The organism is Psychrobacter sp. CX97 (genome assembly GCF_057396285.1).
In genome coordinates, this window is sequence record NZ_JBXYJE010000002.1 from 25,060 (window position 1) to 48,798 (window position 23,739).

Here is a 23,739-nt window from a genome sequence, read left to right on the forward strand (position 1 = left end):
TTCGGCTCGTATTAGGTGTGTCTGTCTATAAATTGAAATTTGCGAAAGTTGCAATGCTGCATTGCCACTTTCTTTTCAACAGACTTTTGGGGCACGCTATTATACCTAACTATTATTATTATACCTAACAATTGCTCACAGCCTATCACACTCTTACGACTGCGTTAAAAACACTGCGAGCTTATTCATCAAAATTACAAAGTTTTAATGTAAAAATTTTCTACTATGGATAATAGTGGCACTATTAGATTAGGGTACTATAGGAATTTGGTTAAGACCAAGTGTTTCATCAAAGCCAAACATTACATTCATACATTGAATAGCTTGGCCTGCAGCCCCTTTAACTAAATTATCTTGAACCACCAAAATAGTCGCCTCAGATCTGCTATTGTTTTGATATATTGAAATATGCATTCTATTACTCGCCCTAACACTACGTGTATCAGGCAACTTTCCAGCTGGTAATACTTCAATAAACGGCTCATCTTTATAAGCAGCTTCATACAAGCTTTGTAAATCCTGCTCAATACCCATTTCGGTTAAGCTCAAATGAATCGTGGTAAACATACCACGTATCATAGGAACTAAATGCGGCACAAATCGAATACTATGGGTAAATACACTCTCTAAAATCTGATGTACGCCCTGTTCTATTTCTGGCAGATGTCGATGTCCACTAACGCTATACGCCTTAAAATTATCGGTTGTTTCTGCATAGTTTAAATCAAGCTTAGCTTGCCTACCTGCACCTGATACGCCAGATTTAGCATCAATAATAATACGTTTTTCAACCAGTGCTTCATTCAGTTTATTTTGTGCTTTGATAATCGGATTTAATCCCAATATTGCTGTTGTGGGGTAGCATCCTGGATTTCCAATAACTTTAGCGGATTTTATAGCATCACGATTAACTTCCGGTAGACCGTAAGCGGCTTCTTTTAGTAAATCAGGACAAACATGTTTATGCTTATACCAGTTCTCGAAGTCCTCTAACGACTGGAGTCTAAAGTCGGCTGCCAAATCAATAACCTTAACTCCGTTATTAACCAATGCTTGAGCCTGCTGCATGGCGACACCATGGGGTGTCGCAAAAAACACCACATCACACTTTGATAGTGCCTCAACAGTACCTTCGCCTAAGTCGCTATATATTAAATCTGTGAACCCACTTAAACTAGGAAATATTTCAGTGACTGGCTTGCCTGCTTCACTACGTGAAGTAAGCCATTTAATGGACACTTTTGGATGAACTGATAGCAATCGAATTAGCTCAACACCTGTATATCCTGTTCCACCGACTATAGCTGCTTGTAGCATGGTATCTCCTAACCCTTTTTGAGCATCAAAATTCGATAAGAAAATTAAATATTCTAAATTGAAACCGTTTTATCATTATCAGAAACTAGATATGTTTTCTTCTAATAGAGGTTCTAAACTCAACATTTTAAAACATATTCCCTATTACCAATGTTTATATTTGATATTCGTGTACAGCATCAACAAATATCTTCGCATTATCAGGATTTACCCATTGGGTAATCCCATGACCCAAATTTGCAACATACCCTGATTTCTCGCCAGTAGAATAGGCATCATCAAGCATTTGCTTAACATTTTGTTTTATGGTTTCTGCCGAACCATACAGCGTTGCAGGATCTAAATTTCCTTGAATGGCTTTGTTCGTTCGCTTATTTTTATGTTTTGTAGTCAGCCCTTCTTGTTCATTGGCTAAAATTCTTCTAGCGCGATCTATTGGCATTGTCCAGTCTAGCCCTAAACAATCTGCCGCACTATCCGCTTGAACATCTAACCATAGCCCGCCCCCTTTAGTAAATAACACAACGGGAACATCTGGATGACGCTGTTTTAATTGAGCAACCACTCTTTTATTGTACTGATGAGAAAATTCAATAAATTGACGGTGTGCTAGTGCACCGCCCCAACTATCAAATATCTGCACTAATTGCGCACCAGCATTAATTTGAGCATCAAGATAGTCTACAATCGCAATCGCGATATGGTCTAAAACTAAATGCAAAAACTCAGGCTTACTGAATAAAAGCTCTTTGGTATGACGGTAGTCTTTTGAGCTGCCACCTTCAATCATATAAGTCGCAAGTGTCCACGCACTGCCAGAAAAACCAAACAAAGGCACTGCACCATTTAACTCTTTACGGATGCTTGTCACTGCCCGCATAACATAATCAAGTGAATCATTAACATCTAAAGTTGGTAACTGCTTTAAGTCTGCTTCCGTACGAACTGTTTTCTTAAACTTAGGACCCTCACCTGCCTCAAAATAAAGACCAAGCCCCATAGCATCTGGGATGGTTAAAATATCACTAAATAATATAGCGGCATCCAAATCAAAACGCCTAAGAGGCTGCAATGTAACTTCCGTCGCCCGTTCAGTATCTTTACATAGGCTTAAAAAGTCTCCAGCTTCTGCTCGAGTAGCTTTGTATTCTGGTAAATATCTTCCTGCTTGACGCATCATCCAAACAGGCGTGACATCGACCGTCTCAAAGCGTAATGCTCTCAATAAACGATCGTTTTTTAAAGGGGCAAATTCATCACTTATTACAACAGAATCAATTTCAGGGGAGGAAGCATTAATTATTGTCATTTTTTTCTCTTATCGAAAGCTTGAAAGTAGCCTCATAATGTCAGCACTTAGTATTAACACTTTTATCAAAAACGGACTCAGAAGTGTATACCCATAAACTTAATTTTTAATTATGTGCCGATGACATAGTGAAGTGAATACACATATTATTTATTGACTATCGCCATATCATCACGATGAATCATAACCACACGGTCTTCGGACTCGCCTAAAATCTTATCAAAGTTTTGGGTACGCTCTCTTGCCACACGTCGCGCTTCCGAGGCAGCAAAGTTAACTTGACCAACGGCAACTCGTTCTTTTGTATTGATATCGACAACAGCCACTACATCCCCTTTATCAAAGTCGCCTTGTATTTCGACCACCCCAACTGGAAGCAGACTTTTATTTTGAATAGTAATGGCATTGACTGCACCAGAGTCAATAAATAGCGTGCCTGCCATACGTAAATGTGCAGCCAGCCACTGCTTGCGTGCAATTATTTTGTCAGCTTGGTTGGTTTTAAGCAACGTACCCACAGGTTCGCCTTGCACAATACGTGTGATAACCTTATCTTTGCTACCATTTGCTATAACGGTAGGACACCCGCCCATCGCTGCTAGCCGTGCAGCGCGTATTTTTGTGAGCATACCGCCACTACCAAGCTTACCACCTTCACCTGCTATATCAAAAAGATAGTCTGCCATTGCACGCTCTTGCAGTATCATTTTTGCATCCGGATTATCTCTTGGGTTATCAGTAAACACACCTTCTTGGTCAGTCAAAATAATATATAAATCTGCACTAACCATAGCAGCTGTCATAGCAGCAAGCGTATCATTGTCACCAAACTTTATTTCATCAACTGTGATAGTATCATTTTCATTAATGACAGGTATAACACGCCAATCTAGTAATCTATCTAAAGTATTAGCAGTATTGAGATACCTTTCTCGGTTAGCTAAATCATCATGGGTTAGTAAAATCTGTGCACTTTGTATGCCACTTTGAATCAATGCTGACGACCACGTTTGAAGAAGCCCCATTTGTCCAATAGCTGCACAAGCTTGCAGTGCTTCTAACTTCTTAGGACGCTCTTCCAAATTCATCCTTACCACGCCCTCAGCAACCGCACCTGAAGACACAATAATGACCTCTTTACCCTCTTTATGAAGCTTAGCAAGTTGGCTAGCCCATTCATATATGGCAGTTCGATCTAATCCCTTGCCATTATTAGTTAACAAAGATGACCCTATTTTTACAATTACTCGTTGTATACTAAAGTCACGTTCTTGACTAATAAATCGTTCATCATTTGCATTAGTCGGTTTTGGAATGCTTACTTTCATAGGGTTAGAATGTGAGTCTTCGCGTTTCTTTTGAATACTCATAAATCTCCTAAAAATTTAAATTAAATTCAAAACTATTAACGACTTAAATATAAATGACACATTATTGACAATAAAACCAAATTCGTTTGAGTGTTTATAGGTCAATAATGAATGGGGTAATGATATGTTAGGGTCTAGCCAACACTATCGTGCTTTTCAATGATACATCATCGTAGCTCATTTACATGAGTAAATATGAAAACATCAGGTTAAATTTATTTACATGCTGCAAGAAACTATTACCCTGTAACATTTATGGTGCATAAATAATCTCTACACCATCATTATCGTCGTCAGCATCATCGTCATCTAATCCAAGCTCAGCTGCCGCCTCACGTTGCGCTTTCCTAGCAGCTCGATAGGCTTCTTTTTGCTCTTCGGTATTCAGCCTTACTTCCGCCTCTAAGCGTTCAAACCGTTCTTTTTGCGCTTCAGCAAATATTGGATCTTCCTCTTCACGCTCTCGTTCACGTTCAATCTCATTCATTAAATGATACTTAACGTCATCCACACCTTCACCGGTCAATGTAGAGGTACGAAATACCATTCCTGTCCACCCAAGTTCAGCAACAATGTGAGTACACAGTTCATTTAGTTCTTGAGCATCCGGCACTTGATCAATTTTGTTTAAAATTAATATTTGCGGTAGATTGGCCAACTCGGGAGAAAACCTTTCTAACTCATTAAGAATAACCTCAGTATTCTCAACAGGGTCGCTACCATCAATGGGTTTTATATCAACTATGTGTAGTAGTCTACGAGTTCGAGCAACATGCTTTAAAAAACGAATGCCAAGGCCAGCCCCTTCAGATGCCCCTTCAATCAACCCTGGAATATCAGCCATAACGAATGATCGCTGTAAGCCAACATCTACGACACCTAGATTTGGCACTAAAGTGGTAAATGGGTAATCTGCTACTTTAGGCTTGGCTGAAGAAACTTGTCTAATAAAAGTTGATTTTCCCGCATTAGGTAACCCAATTAATCCAACATCAGCCACTACTTTTAGCTCAAACTTTAATTCTTTTAGTTCACCGGCAAAACCCGAAGTTGCTTTACGCGGCGCTTGATTGGTTGAGCTTTTGAAATGAGTATTTCCTAATCCACCATCTCCACCCTTAGCAATAAGTAACTCTTGACCCATTTCAGTCAAGTCTCCGATAACTTCGCCTGTCTCGTTATCTATAATGGTGGTACCTACTGGTACACGCAGATAAATATTGTCTGCACCTTTTCCTGAGCAATTTTTACTATGTCCATTTTCGCCTCGACCAGCATCATAACGACGGGTATATCTGTAATCTACGAGTGTATTGGTATTATCATCTGCCACAACAATAACATCACCTCCCTTCCCCCCATCTCCACCATCAGGGCCCCCACGTGGCACATATTTTTCACGACGAAAGCTCACAATGCCGTTACCGCCATCTCCTGCTTTGACAGTAACAATTGCTTCATCAATAAATCGCATTGGTCTTGCTCCCTTAACTTCTCTTAATATATAAATAATTCTTGATATATAAATAACATTAAATTGCTATAAATTATAGATTATTCCTAACCTTAAACGCATCTATTTTAAAGCTTTAATAGCATAAACACTGGAAATGTACGACAAAGTTTAACACCATGACCTGTAGACTAACTGTTCACTTAATATTATATAAATATAGCTAGTGTGTAATAATCGATATATAGGTAATATTTTAAAAGACCCTCAAAACTCATCACGTTGACCCTTCATATACCTATGCGTTACTAAAAGTATAAATCATAAGTTTATAAACATTGAACTTATAAGCACTAAATCTATACGCGGCATTTAAAACAGTATTAAAATTTCATGCCATATTCTACAGCATTATAAAAAAATAAATACCCGATAACCTTAAAGATTATCGGGCATTGTTAAAAATGATCTCGGTCACTCATTTAGCACACTTATTACAGCCATATTTAATTAAACGCTGATATTAATATAATTAATGCCAGCCATTTGCGCAGCAACTCTCAATACTTGAGTGCTATAACCTACCTCATTATCATACCAGATATAAACAGTAGCATGATTATCAGTAACTATCGTAGCTTGTGCGTCAACAATACCAACTTGCTTGGTTCCGATAAAATCGGTGGATACAGCTTCGGTCGAATCAGTATAAGCAATTTGTGATTGCCACTTATCGCTATTTGCCACCTCTTTAAAAAAACTATTTAACGCATCTGCGCTTTCAGGAGCTTCCTTTAGATTTAAATTTAAAATGGCCATGCTTACATTTGGCGTTGGCACACGGATAGCGTTACCAGTAAGTTTGCCATTTAATTCAGGTAGCGCTTTACCGACCGCTTTAGCAGCCCCTGTACTAGTAATAACCATATTTAATACAGCACTACGACCACGACGGTCAGCCTTGTGATAATTATCAATGAGGTTTTGATCGTTTGTAAATGCGTGAATCGTTTCTACATGGCCATTCTCAATACCATACTTATCATTTAACACTTTTAATGAAGGAGTAATGGCATTGGTAGTACAACTGGCAGCACTAACAATAGTATCATCGCCAATGGTATCACTATTAACATTGTATACGATATTCTTAATGTCGCCTTTAGCAGGAGCAGTCAGCAATACTTTTTTAACACCTTTAGCATGCAAATGTTTACCTAAGCCTTCCTCATCTTTCCAGATACCGGTATTATCAATCACGATTGCATCGTTAATGCCGTAGCTGGTGTAATCAATTTCACTAGGGTCATTAGCATAGATTACTTGAATAAAGCGGCCATTAACAATAATACCTTGATTCTCTTCATCAACAATGACTGAACCTTTGAACGTACCATGGACAGAGTCACGCTCTAATAGAGAGGCGCGTTTAGCAATATCTCCCTGTTTACCCGGACGCACCACAAAAGCTTTTAATTGCAATCCTTTATCAGTCGCAGCTTCATCTAGCAGCAATCTGGTTAGGATACGGCCAATACGTCCAAAGCCGTATAATACAACATCAGTAGCGTCACTATTTGCTGTCTGGGTTTTATCAATCTTATTAATTGCGTCAACAACCCTAACGTTATGTTTAAGTAGTTGCCCTACTTCAACAGTCGCAGTTTGTAAATCATCTACGTCTCTAATATCTTCTACAACTGCCAATACGGCATCAATGGTTAAGGCAGCGCCATTATTGCGAGTAGAGGATTGCTGGAATTTAGTTAACAGATCAGCGGTTGACAGCCCATTGAGAGACTCACCAAACAACGTCACTTTTATATCTTTATTAGTATAAAGATCATGTAATAGACTAACCAGCTTAAGCGCTTTTGTTTCTTGTTTTTGGTATGCAGTCAAGTGGTCTTGATGCAACTTACGGCACGAATCAGCGTTACTCACAATAGTCATCCTATAATAATCAATGAAAAATCAGTACAAACTGTCAATCAACAGAATGTTAACTGTTTTATTTAACTTACTTACCTTTTGAGGTCAATTTTAAATGAAAATCCCTATTTAAGCCAGTTTAATGAATACCTAAACTATACTAGGTAAATTTTTATGGTTGAAAGGGTAAAAGTGAGCGGATATATAATACTAACCTACTAAAAAAAACTTAATACAACAATGGCATTAGAAATGTTGCTGTATTAAGGTTAATTTTAATAAATGGCTAGCTATGTAAAAAAGATAGATAACATCGTCAATTAGAGAAACACTTAGAAACTATAATGTAGAAACTATAATGAAAATACTTTTTGTAATTTACATAACTCAGTTAGTAGAGCCTAGAGCCTTAAAATTATCATTAAATATTTATTACTAAATATATAGTTACTTGACCATGACATAATATCAAACGCCTATTTCAGGACATATCAATTTCAGAACGTATTAATCAATATATTTTTAATAAGAAACACTATTAGTCATTTGATTGTCAATAGGTGTAGAAGGTGTTACGTTTGCTACTTTATCTGTCATTAAAGAGGTATCTGAACTACTTTGCGCAGATGTAGATATTGTGGCTGCTTCAGCAAGCGATGAATATGCAGCTAATGGCACTAATATAGCCAAAGCGATACCGGTATGCTTTAGTAAAGTTGTCATGAAACGACGTTCATGAAAAGCATTATTTAAATCAGACATAATAGTATACCTCGTGTTATAGCGTCATTTATCTTAAATAGATTCTTCAAATTTAAAAACTTAAGTCTTTTAAAATATAAGTGTTTTAAAATAAATGTTAACTTGAGAAAGTTCTCAAATCATATATTTTGATTAGGTAGTAATGGTAATAGGTAGTAACTTGAAGTTAGTATAGCTTCCTCTACTTTTAGCACCATACAAATAATGTATATATAAGCAACGGTTTGTAAATAATGTATATAAATATAAATTTTTGAATACGAATCTTTATTGATAATAGGGTCTGCTGAACCTTTAAAACGCTTTCAGCAGAGATAAATCATATTAGCTTTAAGTCATGAAATAACGTATACCTGCAACTTTATCGCCACCATGTTGCCGAACGGTTATTAAATCACTAGGGTCCAACCCTCCTAACCCAATCACAGGCACATGCATTGCTTCCGCAAGTTCTGAAAATTTTTCATATCCTAAAGGTTTATGATTAGGATGAGACTGAGTCACTGAGATTGGAGAGATAAAAGCACCAACGACTGGAGATAGATCCTCTTCAATTCTTTGTTGAGCCAGTGCATTTGCTTGCTGAATACTTTCAACATCATGGCAACTTACCACAATCGGTAAGTTAAATTGCTGACTGTCAAACTGAGATAAGGTTTTCTTATCTTTTACTAGCGTTGTCAATTGATTATGGGTAAGGTGCTGGGCAATAATCTGCTTAGGTAATCCCATACCTTGTGCTGCCATTTTTTCACTAAGAACCGTAGCCGCATCTTTATTAATGATTAATGTTAAGTCCGGTCTTTTTTCTATTAAAGAAATGATAGCGTGTTGCTGTTGCTCCATAGTCGCCCGCTTGAGTCGAACATAAACACACCCTTTGTGAGGAAGCTTTTCTGAATGAAAGACTAACCATTGAGTTAATATATCAGTGCCATTTAGAGATTGATAACCTTCAAATACAGCTAAGGCATCATTTGTTTTATCAACATCATTATCACCAACATTTAATGCATTAAATAATAAGTCATACGTTATTACAATTGTATTAGGCAACTTTAACCACTCTAAGATAGATTTGTTGGCATCCGGCAGCTTATATTGCCCCTCCACTAAGCTTTTTAAGCTAACCCATTTTAGAGTTTGACCTTCACACCCTTCATTTTTTATTATCAGCTGTTGATACTGTTGCTGCGATAGCGTTACTCTGAACACATGCAAGCAAACCTTTTTTACCCACGTGATGTGATCGACTTTTTGTTCAACATAGGTGTGGTTTAGAACGCCTAGTTGATTAATGACATTTGTACTATCAATTATTAAACCAACTTCTTCCTTTACCTCTCTTATTAAAGCTTGATCAGGTCTTTCGTGAGGCTCAATTTTACCTCCAACAAATTCATATCGATTGCCTTGATGTTGCTGACCATTTCTAAATCCCAGTAGATATTGATCATTATAGTGGATAACACCTATTGCTACGCTGATCGGTTTACCTTTACTATTTTTATACATTAGCAACCCTACTTTGCAAAGATTTAAAGCGCAAAAAAATGAAAGCGGATAAATTTAATTAAAAAAAACTTGCAATATCCAAGGTAATTGTGAATAATAAATATAAATGATAATTATTATCAAATAGAAAAAAGACTCAACTTGTGAATTGAATATATCTTATTAACGTTTTTCTTATTCAATTTTTTATCATGCAGTCAATTTTCTTAGTAGATATAACCACAGTAGATCTAAAAGATGACTGGATAAAGTAATTATCATTGCAATTTCAAACCTAGTTTAATCGAGTTTCCATTTACCTAAAACAGCAACTTCTTTTAAAAGGATTCAGCCATGTCTACTATTATCTCACGCTCACTACGTCTACGTGACAACCAGCTCCCTATGCTTCAGTCTCAGCATTTGTTTGCCTTAACAAAAGAGGTAAGAATTCAGCATGAGGGCGAGGAATATCGTTTAAGACTTACCAGAAACAATCGTCTTATCCTAACAAAGTAAATAGTGCTTAAACCACTTTCTTTTACACGCATCACGATATATAAAAAAAAGTACAGCTCCCATGAGTTGTACTTTTTTAATGCATCACTTATTCAATTTCAATATGAAATGATTTCAAATAAAACGATACCTTGCAGCGAATGATTGAGAAAACCATTACAACTCTTACCTAGTAGGGCGTTTAATCATGACAAATTTTGCGCTAACGGCAATAAATTATCAATACATTAAACCTGTTAATAAAATCCATATTAACTAAGCGCGTATCAATTAAGTACATAGGGATTAAAACTGGAAGCTATAGACAAAATCAATAGCACTTTCTGCTGATGAGGTTGCTTCCACATAAATTCTATTAGTTAACTGGTAACGCAACGTTAAAACACTTTGGGCATTAAACACCCCCACACCATAACGTATATACAAGTCTGGTGTAATATAACCCGTCACATTAACATTCGCATCTTTGTCAGAGCCTGAAGCATCAATCGTCAATCGCTGTAAACCTAAGGCATTACCTAATGTATTCGTTAAACTACGAGTGCCACTCAAACCTAAACTTAAACCTGCCGCAGCTAGGTGATTGGTTACCTCAGACTTAAAGCCCTCTTCACTGGTCTGCGTGGCGCCTGGGTTCGATATCCTACCTGTTATTAACGCATTCATCGCTTGCTGCTGTGTTAATCCTGCATCATTAAACACGACAATATTAGGATCTGAGGCGTTACCTTTAACTCTAACACCTACTGTCTGACCTTCAATTTTTTTAATTGCTTCAATACTCAGACGAGGATTCATGACATCGCCATTAAATCGAACTTGACCGTAGTTTAGCTCAAGGTTTTGACCAAACGCATCGATATCACTTCGACGACTGACTTGGACAACGCCAAGTGCATTCATCACACCCTGACCTTTTTGAGTGACATGAATGGCACCGGCAAGGGGTAATACAGCGCCAAATCCGCGAAATTCAACATCGTTACCTAGGTCAATACCAATGTCAGCATTGATAGACCAAGGTTTAGATATCGCTAAAACTTCATCGATATTACCAATGAGACGACGATCTAATACCACCACATCACTAGATTTAGTAATGACATCCTCATTTGCTTCAGGTGGTCTTATTGTTGCCGTAGGCACTGACACAGCACCAACAATATTAACGTACTGCTGCTTAGGCTTAACAATGATATTGAGATCCGGACTGACTTCCGCAAACAAAAGTGGTGGCTGGGTAAGTACTAAGCGCTCACCTTTTAAGCGTAATTTAGCTTGCAAATCCTGTTGCCAATTAATTGAACCTCCCAGACTACCTGTTCCCTCTCCACTCATAAAAGTGCCATCGAGGGTTGCACTCTGGCCACGTATTTTTGCCTTAGCATTAATATTAGTTAGATTAACTGGTAAATCTAGTATTGAAACACTGGCATTTTTAAGGTTCGCGTCGCCAAAGAATACAGGGCTAGTTAGCGTTCCACCCAAGCCACCTGCCATCGTAATATTGCCTTTTAAAGTGCGCATACCCGGAAAGAAGGGTTTGATGATCGCAAGATTAAACTCGTTTAACACCAATGCACCTGATATTGGTTTATCTTCTTTAAAAGGATCAACCACGATATCCGCGTATCCTCGTGCACCTGTACCACTATTTATATCTGTTCGTAACTTCAACCCATCCTCAAAAGACTTAACAATTAAAGAGACGCGTTTGTAAGGCAACGTTACCGATGTCACATCTTCTTGAGTCATGCCCACTTTACCATTATCGGAATATAAAGTAGCATTAATTGAAGGGTTGCTACCCTGCTGCCATGCGACAACGGCTTTACCATTAAGCTTAGCTTGCCAACTTAAATCCTTGGGTAAAAATGGGGTAAATAAAGTGGTATCTATCTGCTGTATGGCTAGATTTATCTGACCTTTATGAGCAGATGCAATCAATTTTTCACGTAAGCATAATTTACCAGTTTGATCTGTTGCTTGCCAACAATGTGCCGCCAACTGAATTTGCGGCGAGTCTCCAGTAAAAGAGGCAATAAGCTGAGCTGGCTGATTTTGTTTTAGAGATACATGTTTGGTAGAAATATTACCATTACCAATTACACCGCTCCAGCGCCTAGCACTTCTCTCAAACCCACCTTTGACTGTGGCCTTAATCCCTACTTCAGTTGTACCTCGTCTGGTTGTGCCATTTAACGACAATGAATGATTTTGCTCAGTACCACTGAATACCATTTGAATGTTATTCAAGTTAGCACTTGAAGCCTCCAGACCGTCTGCATTAATAACAAGTTTGCTGTTACTCTTCGCAAGATCGACAATTTTTCCTTTAATTGACCCGTTGCTTAGAACAAAATTTGGCAGAGTCATTTTTTTACCAATCAAATCAACATATAGTGTTGGCAATGATCTGCCATCTGGTTGAATAAGCGTTATACCACCCACCAAGGATCCTGTCAGGTTGTCTGAGAGTTGATATAAACTGCTAATATCAACCTTAGCTTGTAAACGTTCTGCATTACCATTAGCCACTATTTGATTATTCGACCATTTAACTAATAAATCATCCACCTGAAGCGTATCAATAAGGGCGTTAACTTGGGAAGCTTGACCTTTAACATCTGCGGCTCTTATCGTTTTAAGATAAGCGTTCATATCTTTAGGTAGGTGCAAAATGGTATTTAAATTTCCTCTGGCAACAAGCGGTTTGCCCTTTAACTGACCATTTGCTTCTAGTTGGCTTATTTGAATCCGTTGTTCCGAATCTTTCCAGCGACCAGTACTTACAACTCGACCTGTCAGACTACTAGGCATATCTTTAACAAAATAGCCCACATTAAATTGATCCATAACAGCATTTATATTCCATGCAATACCATCAGTAACATCCACTGTTCCCTTAGCAAGCAGCTGACCCGCAGCGCCAACATGACTAAACTGACGTACTTTAATGGCTTTAGCATTACCACCAGCATCAATAATAAGTTTACCTTGTGGTAGAGTTGGTGTATCTACGCTACCATCAAATTTAATATTAAAGGCTTCTAACACTCCATTGTCACGTTGATTTTTGACTGTTTTTTTGTCACGCCATTGACCCGATGTGATTAAGTTTCCAGAAATAACACCTTCAGTTTTTGGAGTAAAAAAACCAATATTTAGAGCGTTGGCATTCGCCTTAACATCCCATGCTACCCCATTAACAAGATTAACTTTTCCTGAGGCTATCAGTCTTCCCGCTTCGCCTTCGTGATTGAATTTATTGATGGTTATGTTCTGTAAAGTGCCCTTAGCATCTACCTCATACTGACCTTTTGGAACTCCTTGCGAGCCTAGAGTCCCCTTATATCTTGCATCAAAACTTTGTAACTTACCTTCAATAATGTCAACTGCTGCATCTGCTATACCAGCCACTGTTACATAGCGGTTTTCAGCCACAGTCGCTTGGCGACTTCTGTTGTCGTTACGCTTATCAACGGCTGTACTGGATGAGCTAGGCGCAACTTGCGAGGTTAAAATGGCATTTAAATCAGCACCCTTGACAGTAATAATATGACGCTGTCCACTCAAAGTTTTCCCTTTAACTTTTTTGCTGATATCAATGAACTGACCTTTAGCATCTATATTACCAACTAACCGTTCGACTGGCACATCTTTATTATAATCATTAAGCAGAAGCGCTTTAGTACGAGCCGTTATTTCCCAACTTAGTGGCTTATTTTTGCTAGCTAATAAGATATTGCCTTGTCCATTTAAATTGCCGATGACACCATCATAGTCAAGCGATCGAATATTGATTCGATTATTAACCTTACTCAATTTCAGCTTATAGTATCCAACTGGGGCTGCATTAAGTTCATTGATTTTAGCATCTGCATCGACCCATATACGACTATCTCGGACAATAACATTTCCTCTTCCTACTGGACTATTTATATTACCAATACTTGGCACATTAACACGGCGGTAGTTCTGCCAACTACCCGTAATAAACCATGGTGCTTCAAACCTTGGATTCTTTGGTTGCTCGCCTCTCACTATCTTAGCGTTAATATGTTCGCCATCTCGTTGCTGTAAATCAGCATTCATCTGTAGCAAACCATCCCTGTTTTTGGTATACAATATAAACGCTAACTGACCATCAATTACTTTTGGAGCATAGGGAACAGCATCTTTTGGTACGAATGCTCTGATGTCAAAGTCACGACCATTGGCCAAGAGTTTGGCGGTAAAATCTTTCTCCCAATCTAATATGCCTTTGACATTTACTCGACCTTCAGGGGTATCTGCTAATAGATGTTCAATATGCATCTTGCTATTATTTATACGCGCCCGTCCATGATACTCTCCAGTCGGTATATTTTCTGCAAGAATGCGACTTTTGATGCGTAAATCAATATCTGAGATAACGCCAGAAGCCACTGCTAAGCCATTTTGTAATGTTATATTTTGGCTTTGAGCATAGGGTAATGTGGCTTCATCCCATGTCAACTTAGCATCAAACGGGGCATTTTTATCCATGCCTTGTACCACAAACTCGCCATTGACATTGCTATCGTTGTATTTACTACTGACTAATCCATGTGTACGTTTTAGACTGCCCGAGGCTTGGACTTTAAGTGGGTCAATATAAATATCTTCGAAGCTATCTAGCGTGACTGTGGCATCTAGATCTAACGGATAGTTATCATATAAATCTATAAAACCAGTTAAGTCAGCAATATTAACCACGTCACTATACTGGAAATGTCCATCTCCAACCTCTAATTTTGTACCTACCCAATTTAAGTCATCAGCAGAAACATCTGTTACCACGATAGGCTCATTACCAACTTGATTATAGGTAATGCTGTTGATACGTGCTCTATCAAATCGCAAATTAACAGGCAACTCTAACTTGTTGTATTCAAAAGGCTCACCTGTAGAGGGCTTACGATTGACAATTTCTATTTTATCAACTTCAGCATCTCTGAGATGCACCTCTTTCATAAAAATAGCACGCCAACCAATTTTTACGTAGGTGTTTAAAAAGTGAATATCTATGTCTTTATTGACACTTAAGGCAATATCTTTGACAACCAAACCATCACGCAGGTTCCCTCTTTCATATTCAATATCTACCCCTGTCTCTGAGATGATTTTCTCAACTATAAACTTAGTACCGCGTGGTGTGCCTGCCATGAAGTAAAAAACAATGCATATAATCAAAAATATGGCAACTAAAAATGCCAATAGCTTTAGTAAAAAGGATAACGGGTAATGGCGTTTTACCCGTTCTGCATCACGCTGAGCAGGATCTTCAGGTTTTTTAGGAGAGGGCGTTTGCGATAGGGTCATGGATAAAACAACTTTTTAAAATAATCATATTAAAGTGATCATAAAAACAAATAACAGTAAGTTAAATATTTATATAACTTAAACTACAATCTGCCTTAAAATATATCGAGTATTGGCTAAGCTGATTGTCACGCTGATAAAGCAAAAAACTGCCCTATAGTAATGTATATTCAAACTTGGGGCAATGAAATCGGATAACGACACTTTGTCATATTTGTTTGGTTGCTATGCCAAACATCAGTAACCCTATGCTCCAAGTTTCTACTCTTGATGAACCTACTCAATATTTAGCATTTAGCGTTCTCAAACTATTGTAGAGGCGAACCAATAAAGAAGTGAAGACGCACTGGAATACTATCTTCTAACACACCAGCAGCTAAATCCAACCTAACCATACCAACCGGTGAGGCCCAGCGTACACCGACACCGACACCCAGCTTAGTATCGTTTGAAAAGTCAGTATCATAAGCATTACCAACATCAGCAAACACTGCCCCACGCAAACCAGGCTTGAACTCATAATTATACTCAGTACTACCTAATGCGAGAACTTGACCACCTTTAAGATATCCTTTTTCAAGAGGGGATAAACTATTGTAGTCATACCCTCTAATACTACGGTCTCCACCAGCGAAAAATCTGAGCATATAAGGTACATTATTAAAATCGTCAGCCCAAATATAGCCCCCCTCAATACTTCCCACAAGTTGGTGCCTATTATAATCGCCAAAGCTATAAACGCCATTTATTCCCGCTCTAGCAATGGCCATATTCGTATCCGTTACTGCATTTTCCGAACCCGCTTCAATAGAATAAAACTGATGCCAGCCTTTAGTTGGGTTAGTCAAATCATCAGTAGATGTTTTGTCAATCGCATAACCCAATAATAGGGCTTGCTGATCAAACTGAGCACTCTCACGATTAAATGGGACCGGTAAGTCTGCTCTTTTAGTACCCTTAATACCACTTTCTAGTTCATCTAGACGATAGCGTACTGAATAAGTTCTGTTCCATCCTGAATCACTACGGATTTTACGCGCGAGCCCAGCTTCTATGGTATTGGTCAGTAGGTCTAAATTACCTTTACCTTGATTAGCGTCTTTTTGTACAAAGGATAGTCTTGCTGATAAAGTATCATCAAGCGGATGCTTCCATGGGCGTTTAGCATGAAGACTGATAGACTTGTTAATTTCAGATGCGCCCACTTCTATCCCTGCTTGATAACCATCACGATTAATAAGATTATGCTCAAGTCTCGCCACTGCTCTCACGCCTGTATCGGTGCCATAACCAATACCCAAATCAACATCTTTAGGCTTGTCTGCAGTAACAAAAACATATAGGGGTACCGCTTTGTTTTCAGCAACATCTTCGGACGTTTTGCGATTATCAAGCCTACTTTGAGCACCGTTTGCTAATATTTGAGCATCAGATAAGTCGTCTTCATCATCAGGTAATATTTTCTCTACAGCATTACTAATAGCGTTACTTACTTTTCCTAACAGGCTTTTTGCATCTTCTTTTTCGGTATCTAGAACTCTATCATCAGGCAACTGAGACAAACGTTCAGCCTTAGTTTTAATTGCCTGTAACCGCTCGCTGGTTTGATCATCTATTGAATACTCAATTGGCTGCATTTCAGTGTCATCTTGCGGTGCGTTTGTGTCAGCTTGTAGATCAACTAAAACGCTTTTGTCTGTATTATTATCAATACCTACTCCATCATCAATATTATCTTGATTTTCAAACCCTAGTGTGGAATTGTTTGAGTCTAAAGTAACAGGCCTAACACTTTCAACGTTTACCGCATTAAAATAGCGGGTTTCAGATAAATTGTTGGCAAAATCAGTAATCAAAGGACGATAAAAGTCATCGCCCTTTTCAAAGTCATACAACTGATGTAAAAGCTCGGGTTTAACTGGCAGTTTATCGGGGTCGGTGGTCAGCTTGCCTGCCTCTTTATCGATAGTATAAAATACGACTTCATCAAACTTATAACGCTTTCCAGTGTCGTAAATTAAGTCAACGTCTGCGGTGTTATCAGGCAATATGATATCTACTGATTTGTTCAACCATTGCGCATCAAAAAAACCAAAGTCTTCTGCAACAGTTTCTATATCTGATTTAGTTTTAATGTACTGCCCGTGGTTAAAAGTCGAAGCCTCTAAAGGGGCTGCATTCTCTGCAATTGACTGATATTCAGGCAGATCTGACCCATCACCACGAATGTCTACAATACGACTATTTACCTGCACAGGCTTACCAAGTTTGTTAATAATCACATTAACGTGGCTTTGATCAACACGTTCAAATCTCATATTTATGTCATAGTAACCAACTGCTTGGGCAGCATTGGTAGATACTTCCCGTAACTTAGGCATAGCTGCGGTAAAATCACTGATAGATTCAATGGTAATGTTTTCCATTGCTGCTTTTATATTACTAGCAGGTTGCGAATCTTTATCTGCCTCAACTAATAATGGATTGCCAGATGAATCCTGCTTACGATTATCGGGGATAAAGACTTTAGCTTTAATTTTAGGTAAGCTTGCATACCCATCGTTAAATAAACGATTATATAAACCTTTAAAAAAGCCCGTTTCGTTTACGTCAGCCGTCTCTTTATTAGCTGATGTCACTGTAGTATCCGCTAAATTTTTAGCTGATGTTTCATCGTACTCAGGAAGATATTGATCTGGATCTATGCCAGCTGAGCTATCAGCGGCAGCTGAAATATTCGTATCTGACAATTCTTGACTGCCCTTTTTATTGGTTGGTTTTATACTCGCGTCTTTATGATTGATACTCTCATTTTCGCTATTTACTGCCACAATATCATCCAGACCCAGGGTTTTTCTATTATTGGGTTGAATAAGTCCTAAGTCGTCCGCTCCCCTATCCAGACCAATTGGTAATTCAGTAGAGTCGAGCGTAGCGACTGGCAAAGTGCTCTCCAAGTTATCAGACACTTCAATTTGAGCTAATGTCTGTTCAAGCTCTTCTGGGGTGCTGATACTTTGCTCATCAATGCCTAAAGACCCTTCAGCTTCACTATGTGAGATATCGCTGTCAGCTAAAGTATTGTCGAATTTTTGATTCATATTATTAGCGACATCTAAGTTAGTGCTATTACTTTGTATTGGACGTGGGCGGTTATCAAAGGACTCTAATACATTTGATTTTTTTGATACTAATGGATTATTTCCATTGACGTTTCTATTGGATATTGCGGGAGTATTTTTGATAGTAGAGTCTTGCTTTGGTTTAGCTTGAGCAGCATTTTGTACTCGGGACGGCACTGGCGTGTTCAAGGTTTCACGCTTATAATCTTCTAAAACGCTTTCATCAATAAGACCTCTCTCAACCGCTTGCTTTAGCTTTAACGCAATCAATGCCTCTTCAAGTTGTTCTTGTTCTGTACTACTTGTCACAGCTGAAGCTAAACCAGCGTTTCTATCAGCTTCTGTACGTTGAGTACCTTTGCCGACTTGCATATTACTATCGACGTCATTGCTACTTTGTATTGTTTGGCCATGCGCATTGTGCTGGGCACATAGTTGCGCCATCAAACAAACCGACAAACTTAACGCCAGTCTTGAATATTTAAAAGAATTAGGGAGATGATTTTTAACTGACGTTGACGTTAATTCTATTTGTCGTATCATTTCATTTTTTTGTTTAATCACAGTGTGTCTACCCATTTATTTAGACCTATTATTTAAACCAATTTAAATATAGCCTATTGAACAACAGCAATATATCAGATGACGTTTACGCATTTTAATACGCAATTAACAGCTATTAATACAGACATTTAACACAAGTTTGATAATTAGAGGTTATGATACCTCGACTCAAATGATTTGGCTGTTAATATTTAAATCTTATAGCAAATTTTACAACTCGGCATCTTATACAAGATGACATTACAATAATGTAGTGTACTAACCTGACAAATCATCAGTTAGATAGCCATTAATGGTTTGGAAATAACCCTAGTCTACTGGCTAATTTAGTTATTAACGTCTTTAAAGGTTCATTTATCTTCTTCGTTAGCTTTTTAAAACCAGTTTATAATAGCCCCCATCAATTGTAATATATTTATAGGATAGGAAGCCAAATTATGGCATCTCAATTTAATCTATTTAAGCACCGCCGCTTCACACCCATGTTTTTTACTCAATTTTTAGGTGCGTTCAATGATAACTTTTTTAAACAAGCATTATTATTGGTACTAACCTATTCAGCTGCTGCAAAGCTTGGTGCCTCCATAAGCTTACTCAATAATCTTGCAGCAATGCTATTTATTCTACCTTTCTTTTTATTTTCTGCGCTTGCTGGACAACTGGCGGATAAATACGAAAAGTCGCGTTTAACCTTCTATATAAAAGTGCTTGAAATCATGATTATGTTAATTGCGGCTATTGGGCTGATAATGGAGTTATATTGGCTGTTATTTATTGCTCTTTTTTTGTTAGGCGCACAGTCTACTTTTTTTGGCCCAATTAAATACGCTTATCTTCCTCAAGCTATGCACAAAGAAGAGCTTGTTGGGGCTAATGGCTTATTTCAGACAGGAACATCGCTCTCAATTTTATTGGGTATGATTTTTGCGGGCATAATGACTCAAATGGATTATTATTTATATTGGGTCAGTGGCCTCATAATTTTGATCGCAGGTTTGGGGTTATTTAGCGCAAAGCTGGTCCCTATAATGCCTGCTGTACAGCCTAGTCTTAAAATTAACTGGAATATATTTACCACCAGTCTAGACACTGTAAAATATCTATATTCATTGCCATTGCTTTTCTATATTATTTTAGGTAACAGTTGGTTTTGGTTTTATGGCGCGACCTTCTTAACCCAAACGCCTGAGTTCAGCAAAGTCATTTTACACGGCAATGAATCGGTCGTGATATTCCTACTTACTTTATTTTCAATCGGGGTGGCAACAGGCTCATTACTTTGTAAGACGCTGACTAAAAATGAAGTCAGCTTTAAGCTATTACCATTTGGAATTTTAGGTTTAAGTGTTTTCGCTTTTGACCTGTATTTGTCGCTATCAAATTTAAACGTAGCCACTGATACATTATTAAACCTTAGCGAGGTTCGTGCATTAGCAGGTAGTTGGCGAGTATTTACAGACTTATTCTTTTTAGGATTCAGTGGCGGTATATACATTGTTCCACTCTATGCATCAATGCAAGCTTATTCGCCTATTAGCCATCGTGCTAGAATTATTGGATCTAATAATATTTTTAATGCGATATTTATGGTTACGTCTGCCATATTTGCCATTGTAATTTTAAATGTGCTTAAACTGTCTTTGCCACAACTATTTTTAGTAACAGGCATTCTAAATTTATCGTTCGGTATTTTTCTCTACTTTAAACTCAATAAACTTAAAGACACAATGACAATCAAAGATGACGGCTTTGCCCATTAATACATTAGGTAGGTAGATGTTGGCATAAGCTCGATTGCAATATAGGTTAAAAACCATACTATAAGTTTAAAAAGCATAATAAGCGCTTGAACTATTTTTTTTACGTATTCAACCTTTTTTATGTATTCAACTTTATAAAATCAACTATACACGTAAAAATATGCAAAAAAACTGACAGTAAAAACTAATCTAGGTGTTTTTACGATATTAATCATAAAATCAGGCAAATTGGTAAGGATTTATTCTTGTTAATAATTTATAGATGAATAGTGGATATTAGTTTACAGCTAAATATGAACCACCTTTTGAAAACTACTCTTTAATTCTATTTACTTTTTTAGTAACAACATATGCAATTGGAAAAGAGAGAATCATTCCAACGATAACTGCACCTATAATCTCAGGTATATCATCAAATCCTACCACCAGTGCGATAACTATCAAAACACCTGTCAATACGGTAGATGAAATAGACAAAATGATACTAAATAGCTGTAAGTTCATGCTGTTTACCTTAAGTTAACTGTTTATATTCTATTTATACACTAATTCCACAAGTTTTTTAAGGGTTTTAAAGATATACTCGCTATTCAGCAGTCGCTTTTTGTTAAAGTAACCGTGTCATTAAATTGTTATAATGCTAAGAATTGCGAAAACAGTCTGTGTTTTTCAAGCTTAATAGTTTAGAAACCTTATTTTTAAATAACATGATCATAAGTTAACCCTGTTTTTACCGCACACGTTTTAACCACTCCTATACTAACCATATTATAAGTTTGACTCCACAAACCACTAAATCTGTCTTAGGTTTACTATGTCTCAAATTAGCTTGTTGCCTGTTCCTTATTATCAATTTTTTACAAATCCAGCTATTACCGATCTATCCCTCTACAATTATAAAACGGTTCCTAATAAGAGAATAAACTTCCACTATCCCTTTATTGTTATTAACCTTAAACTCATTGAGTTGCCATTAGAGGATATTGCTATTGTAGAAGCTAGCGATTATGAGGATCAGCAACCAAATACTCCTGTTATCTTTGCTGACACTCCTCCTTTTTTGGCTAAACAATTATTCTATTTAAATAACCTTCCTAATTTTAAGACTTGTATTTTTGTTCCCGCCATTCATAAAAAGACTGAAATCGACCCTACAACTGAAGTCGATGTCGCCACACAAATGAGTGCTCAAAAATCAAATCAGCATCAATACCAGCCCGCCATAGAGCCACCTTCTCATGCGAATGATTTATCACAAAACAAATCGAAAAAAGATGACAATCCCCCTGGTCCCTTGCAAGAGGCGCAATCTAATCAAATTATCAGAGATGGCTCATCTTTAAAACCCCATGAGAATCAAACAATGACAAATGACTCGGCTGGTAGCTCATATAGCATTGATAATTCTGATATATCTTCGATTGATTCAAATGATAAAACAAAGAAAGCTAAATTAGATGAGGGATTGAGTGGTGAAGAAAAAGAGCAGGCGGTTAAAGAAGCACAGCTAGAGTCTTATAAACAGTTTTTAGCAACTCAGCAGAATCAAGTTAAAATTGATTATAAAGGTATACGTGTTCGTATTGAAGCAAACGCGATGCCGAGCCGCTTGTATTTTATTATGAATGCCCTTTCTGCGATTATTGCCAGCTACGGTTTGGTTATCAACTCTTCAGCAGTCGTTATTGGTGCAATGTTGGTAGCTATGATGCTTGGCCCAATTACGGGAGTAGCACTGGCTTTAATTGATTATAGAACCCCATTCTTACGCAAATCTTTATTCACAGTTTTAGCAGGGGGCTTGATGGTGGTTAGCATAGGATTTATCGTTGGACTGCTACATCAAGATACCCCTTTAACCACTGAAATTCTATCGAGAACACAGCCTACTTCAATGGACCTGATGATTGCTTTAGCCGGTGGTACTGCGGGTGCTTACGCTATGATATCGCCGCACCTATCGGTGGCAGTTGTAGGAGTAGCGGTAGCCACTGCTTTAGTACCACCACTTGCTGCCAGTGGCATATTAATGGCGCATGGCGAAGGATCACTTGGTCTCGGTGCGCTACTTTTAGCCATAACAAACATTATTGCTATTCAATTTACCAATGCGCTGGTGCTTTGGTTTACTGGATTTAGAAGGCTGGTTAAAGATGATTATAAAACCAGCACACTGGTTGCTTTTTTTCGACGCAATACCGTTCCCCTAATACTTTTAGTGGGTATTGGTGGGTATTTAACCTACAACTTTAATACGATTACGAAACAACAAAAGTTTGAAAATGAGGTTAAAAAAACCATTAATACCTACTTTGAACAAACTGGCAATATATTAACAACCGCACAGTTTGTTAACCATGAGGTTCATCAAACGGTGCGTGCCGTGATTCGCGGAGAAACCCAACCCTCAGTTGGAGATGCAAAAATTATTGAAAACAAAGTAGACGATCTTATTAAGCGTTCCTATTCGGGTTTTAAGCCTGTCTTGATACAGATTCGTTATTTACCTGTTGTTGTGATCAATTCAAGCCCTTCTACCGAAGATAATATTAGCAATACAGATGCAAAAATTCTGTCGCAAGAGTAAAAAGCAGTTTTATGAGACCTCATCTTAATATGGGTCTTTAATCTGACATATATATAGGTTTATGTATATCTTAGAGAGCTAGATTGCAACACCATCTTCAGGTAAGCATATAATAAAAAGTATGGTATAGACAAGTAGTCTCAGTGCAGTAAGCCGCTTGGCTATTAAGCTATCTAGCCATGCATCAAACTTGCAGAGATCAGCTAT

13 protein-coding genes are annotated in these 23,739 nt (G+C 37.7%); 3 read left to right on the plus strand and 10 right to left on the minus strand.

All coding sequences use genetic code 11. From position 1 onward, the window contains the following. Window positions 1-249: 249 nt before the first annotated feature. The 7 genes from argC to AC2SLL_RS01635 all read right to left on the minus strand — a co-directional run bounded on the left by argC (window position 250) and on the right by AC2SLL_RS01635 (window position 9,658). Complete coding sequence (gene argC / locus AC2SLL_RS01605) at window positions 250-1,317, minus strand: N-acetyl-gamma-glutamyl-phosphate reductase (RefSeq protein WP_486529932.1); 1,068 nt, start codon at window positions 1,315-1,317, stop codon at window positions 250-252. Between the two features lie 154 nt (window positions 1,318-1,471). After that, a complete protein-coding gene (hemE, locus tag AC2SLL_RS01610) occupies window positions 1,472-2,626 on the minus strand; it encodes a uroporphyrinogen decarboxylase (protein ID WP_486529933.1) in 1,155 nt (384 codons plus the stop codon). A 146-nt stretch (window positions 2,627-2,772) separates the two neighbouring features. Beyond that, complete coding sequence (proB, locus tag AC2SLL_RS01615; protein WP_486530171.1) at window positions 2,773-3,954, minus strand: glutamate 5-kinase; 1,182 nt, start codon at window positions 3,952-3,954, stop codon at window positions 2,773-2,775. Between the two features lie 295 nt (window positions 3,955-4,249). Further along, on the minus strand, window positions 4,250-5,470 hold the full coding sequence (obgE, locus tag AC2SLL_RS01620; RefSeq protein WP_486529934.1) for a GTPase ObgE: 1,221 nt from the start codon (window positions 5,468-5,470) through the stop codon (window positions 4,250-4,252). Between the two features lie 489 nt (window positions 5,471-5,959). Further along, window positions 5,960-7,402 carry a glyceraldehyde-3-phosphate dehydrogenase gene (locus AC2SLL_RS01625; protein ID WP_486529935.1) on the minus strand — a complete coding sequence of 481 codons (1,443 nt, stop codon included), beginning with the start codon at window positions 7,400-7,402 and terminating at the stop codon, window positions 5,960-5,962. A 501-nt stretch (window positions 7,403-7,903) separates the two neighbouring features. After that, window positions 7,904-8,143 (minus strand): hypothetical protein, encoded by a 240-nt coding sequence (locus tag AC2SLL_RS01630; RefSeq protein ID WP_486529936.1) that lies wholly within the window; start codon window positions 8,141-8,143, stop codon window positions 7,904-7,906. 330 nt (window positions 8,144-8,473) lie between these two features. Further along, window positions 8,474-9,658, minus strand: a complete 1,185-nt coding sequence (locus AC2SLL_RS01635; RefSeq protein WP_486529937.1) for an NUDIX domain-containing protein — start codon at window positions 9,656-9,658, stop codon at window positions 8,474-8,476. Window positions 9,659-9,991: 333 nt separating this feature from the next. Here AC2SLL_RS01635 and hemP point away from each other — a divergent pair, with 333 nt between their 5' ends. Then, window positions 9,992-10,156: a hemin uptake protein HemP gene (hemP, locus tag AC2SLL_RS01640; RefSeq protein WP_486529938.1), complete on the plus strand. Its 165-nt coding sequence runs from the start codon at window positions 9,992-9,994 to the stop codon at window positions 10,154-10,156. 285 nt (window positions 10,157-10,441) lie between these two features. On the opposite strand, the gene AC2SLL_RS01645 is transcribed toward hemP, so the two are convergent. Both AC2SLL_RS01645 and AC2SLL_RS01650 read right to left on the minus strand, forming a co-directional pair. Next, a complete protein-coding gene (locus AC2SLL_RS01645) occupies window positions 10,442-15,499 on the minus strand; it encodes a translocation/assembly module TamB domain-containing protein (protein WP_486529939.1) in 5,058 nt (1,685 codons plus the stop codon). A 308-nt stretch (window positions 15,500-15,807) separates the two neighbouring features. Further along, window positions 15,808-19,200 carry an autotransporter assembly complex protein TamA gene (locus tag AC2SLL_RS01650; RefSeq protein WP_486529940.1) on the minus strand — a complete coding sequence of 1,131 codons (3,393 nt, stop codon included), beginning with the start codon at window positions 19,198-19,200 and terminating at the stop codon, window positions 15,808-15,810. Between the two features lie 422 nt (window positions 19,201-19,622). Between AC2SLL_RS01650 and AC2SLL_RS01655 the strand changes: the two genes are divergently transcribed. Then, window positions 19,623-20,945, plus strand: a complete 1,323-nt coding sequence (locus tag AC2SLL_RS01655; protein WP_486529941.1) for an MFS transporter — start codon at window positions 19,623-19,625, stop codon at window positions 20,943-20,945. 312 nt (window positions 20,946-21,257) lie between these two features. Here the strand turns inward: AC2SLL_RS01655 and AC2SLL_RS01660 are convergent, their stop codons facing one another. Beyond that, the gene (locus AC2SLL_RS01660; protein WP_486529942.1) at window positions 21,258-21,449 is read right to left on the minus strand and encodes a hypothetical protein; all 192 of its coding nucleotides are present in this window, start codon (window positions 21,447-21,449) and stop codon (window positions 21,258-21,260) included. A 310-nt stretch (window positions 21,450-21,759) separates the two neighbouring features. On the opposite strand from AC2SLL_RS01660, the gene AC2SLL_RS01665 reads away from it, so the two are divergent. Then, window positions 21,760-23,532, plus strand: a complete 1,773-nt coding sequence (locus tag AC2SLL_RS01665; protein ID WP_486529943.1) for a DUF389 domain-containing protein — start codon at window positions 21,760-21,762, stop codon at window positions 23,530-23,532. Window positions 23,533-23,739 lie beyond the last annotated feature (207 nt).